Raw genomic sequence first — 3,290 nt, 5'->3', positions numbered from 1 at the left:
GTGACGCCGCACCCGGACGGCGTACCTCACTCCGCGGTGGCGGACGCGGCTGCCTCCCGGCGCCGCCGCGCGCGCAGTCCGAGGAGCGCGTCGACGGCGAGGAAGACCAGCAGCGAGATCCCGAGCAGCGGGACGAACCAGCCGATCAGCAGCGTGACAGCCGCACCGGGCAGCAGCACGGCCAGCGGGACCCGCCGCCAGGCGCCGCGCGCCGGCGGCCGGCCCCAGCCGCGCGGCTCCCGGGTGGGTCGCCGCTGCCACCACATCCGGTAGCCCAGGACGACGACGGCGATCAGGGCACCGCACAGCGCGATCAGCGCCAGTTGGTTGGGCAGCCCGAAGAGCAGCCCCATGTGTCCGTCGACACCGACCCGGGCCAGCTTGGCGGCGAGCGGCCAGTCGTCGTAGCGGACGGTGTCGGTCACCACGGCGCTGGCACTGTCCACGGCGACGGCGTCGTGCCGGATCGGCCAGTTCGGCTTGATCTCCTTGACGACGTAGGCGGCGCCCGGCTCCGCGGGGTAGACGATCTCGACCGGGGCACGCAGCCCCTGGCCCTCGGCGGCCTGGCGGGCCAGCTCCGGCCCGATGTCGGGGGCGTCGCCCTCGGCCCCGGCCTCGTGACCGGCGTGGTCGCCGTGATCACCGTGGTCGGCATGGTCCCCGTGGTCCCCGTGGTCACCCGGGGCGCTGCCGCCGTCCGGGGTGGTCGCCACCGTGGGCGTCTGCCAGCTGAGGGAGGCCCGGAGGTCGGTCACGTTGGAACCGGCGTACTGCGACCAGGTCAGGCCGGTGGCGGCGAGGGCCATCAGCCCGACGGAGATCCACAGCCCCACCACGCCGTGCCAGGTGAGCGTCGCCCGGCGGCCGCGCAGCCCGCGTTCGGGGAGCAGGGTGCGGCGCAGCCGGTTCGCCTCCCGGCGTCGGCCGATCCAGAGGACGACGCCCCCGGCGGCCACGACGATCAGCCAGCTCGCCGCCAGTTCGCTGTAGAGCCGGCCGAAGTCGCCGAGGTGGAGGCCGCGGTGCATCTCGTCGATCCACCAGCGCGCCGGCAGGGCGCCGGAGCTGCCGTAGACCTCCAGCGCGCCGATGACGTCCGCCGTGTAGGGGTCGACGAACACCCCGAGGCGGTGCGAGGGCCCGAGGTCGGGAAGCGTGAGCAGGACCCGGGTGGTGTCACCGGGTTCGGCCCCGGGGCGCACCCCGCTGATGGTCCCCTCGGGGTACTCCTCCCGCGCCGCCGCGACCTGCTCGTCGACGGAGAGGACCTGCTCACCGACCGGGACGCGGAGATGGTCGGAGTAGATGATCCGCTCCGCCGGCACCGCGGCGGCGTAGAGCATGCCGGTGAGCGCGGCGATGACGAGGAACGGGGCTATGAGGAGCCCGGCGTAGAAATGGAGGCGGAGCACCAGGGCTCGGAAGCCGGAGCGGGAGCGCCGGCCGTATCCGGGGCGCTCGGGCGGGGATTCCTCAGCGGCCTCGCGCAGGTGGGGCGGTGCTGACACGGCCTGACTCCTTCGCTCCGCGCGAGCCGACTGGTTCTGCTCGACGCGTCGTCGGTGGTGGTCGGACCGGAACGCCTGTACGTTCCCGCGACTGACGTTCTGTGACACAGGTCACACTGGGACGTCCGGATGGTTGCACCCCGTGCTCACCGGGTCGCCTCCGGAACAGTTTTCGGCACGCGAGAGGTTGAGTCGACGGCGTGATGTGGGGAGCATGTCCGCATCATGCGACCGGGACGGGCACTTCGCGGCATCAGGGCGGCGGTCTTCGCCGCCGTCTGCGTGCTGCTCGCGGCGGTGGGGCACGCGCACGCCGGCGAGCCCGCGGCGCCGGCGCTCGCGCTGCCGGCGCTGCTGGTGCTCGCCGCGGTCTCGTGGGCGGCGGGCGGCAGCCGGCGGGGCCCGATCGGGGTGACCGCCGCCGCCGTGGGCAGTCAGGCGGCGCTGCACCTGCTCTTCACGCTGGGAGCCCCCCACCAGGGCACCACCGCCCACGCGGTCCACATGCACCCGGGTGCCGAGGGCTCCCCCGCCGTCCACGACGCGGCGGCCGGCGGCCCGCTGGGCCTCTCGCTCACCATGGCGGCGGCGCACCTGCTCGCCGCCCTGGTCTCCGGGTGGTGGCTGGCGCAGGGCGAGCGGGCCGTCTTCGGGCTGCTCGCCCGGACCGGCGCACGGCTGACCGTGCTGCGCCTCGTCCCGCCACCCCCTCCCGCACTCCCCGGAGTCCGCGCCGCGGCGCCGGATTCGCCGGCTCCCTCACGGTCCCGGCTGCTGCTGCACTCGGTGATCTCGCGCGGCCCGCCCCGGGCACGGGCTGCCGCCTGACGGCAGTCGGCACCATCCCGGCGCACCGTCCGCGCCGGGGGCCTGGCCGCGTCCGCGGCCCGGCGGTTCCCGGCGCCCGGCCCCGACGCCGGGCACCCCGACCGTGACGAGGACCCCGTGAGCACCCCCACTTCGCTCCAGCCTGCCCAGGCACCGGTTCCCCCCGCTCTCCCCCACCCCCGCCGCGCCCGCCGCCCCGGCTCCGCCGCCGCCCGGGCAGCCCTCCCCGAGACGCCCGACCGCACCGCCATCGCGCAGCGGGCGGCCCGCTCCGGCGCGCCCGAGGACGTCACCCGGTTCGTCGCCGCCTTCGAGCCGGACGTCCGCCGGTACATCACCTTCCTCCGGCCGGACACCGACGGCGTCGACGATCTGACGCAGGAGACCCTGCTGCGGGCGATCGCGAGCCTCCCCCGGTTCGAAGGGCGCTCCTCCGCCCGGACCTGGCTGCTGTCCATCGCCCGGCGAACCGTGATCGACAGCGTGCGCCAGGCGTCGGCCCGTCCCCGGTTCACCGACGTGCCGGACTGGCGGCAGGTCGCCGAGCACCACCACCACGCCGGAGCCCCGCCCGGGTTCGAGGAGGGCGTCGCGCTCCGGGAGCTCCTGGAACGCCTTCCGCCCGAGCGCCGCGAGGCGTTCGTCCTCACCCAGGTGTGGGGGCTGCCGTACGAGCGCGTCGCGGCGGTCTGCGACTGCCCGGTCGGCACCGTGCGCTCCCGGGTGGCGCGCGCCCGCGCCGAACTGCTGCGGCTGCTGGCCGCCGCGGAGAGCCCGTCGCCGGCCGGCCCGATCGGCGACGGCTGACGCCTCCCCGGTCGGCGCTTCCCTCCCCGACCGCGACCCCCTGCCCGATGCCCGGCCCGAAGTGGTGGGCCCGGCTCCCCGGTGTCCCGGCCGCTGGTGAGCGGCGGCAGGGCGGTACATGCCGGTGCGGTCTTGACCATTCAG

At 76.0% G+C, this 3,290-nt stretch carries 3 protein-coding genes; 2 read left to right on the top strand and 1 reads right to left on the bottom strand.

Going from position 1 to position 3,290, the window contains the following annotated elements; all coding sequences use genetic code 11:
• Positions 1–26: 26 nt before the first annotated feature.
• Positions 27–1,511, bottom strand: a complete 1,485-nt coding sequence (locus HCN52_RS23095; RefSeq protein WP_168090373.1) for a PepSY-associated TM helix domain-containing protein — start codon at positions 1,509–1,511, stop codon at positions 27–29.
• Between the two features lie 225 nt (positions 1,512–1,736).
• Here HCN52_RS23095 and HCN52_RS23090 point away from each other — a divergent pair, with 225 nt between their 5' ends.
• Positions 1,737–2,339: a hypothetical protein gene (locus HCN52_RS23090; RefSeq protein ID WP_209314887.1), complete on the top strand. Its 603-nt coding sequence runs from the start codon at positions 1,737–1,739 to the stop codon at positions 2,337–2,339.
• A 117-nt stretch (positions 2,340–2,456) separates the two neighbouring features.
• Entirely contained in the window at positions 2,457–3,146 is a 690-nt protein-coding gene (locus HCN52_RS23085) for a sigma-70 family RNA polymerase sigma factor (protein ID WP_168090372.1), read from the top strand.
• Positions 3,147–3,290 lie beyond the last annotated feature (144 nt).

Origin of the sequence: Streptomyces bohaiensis, from assembly GCF_012033785.1 — a bacterium.
Classification (GTDB): Bacteria; Actinomycetota; Actinomycetes; order Streptomycetales; family Streptomycetaceae; genus Streptomyces; species Streptomyces bohaiensis.
This window is presented reverse-complemented; position numbering and strand designations above follow the sequence as displayed.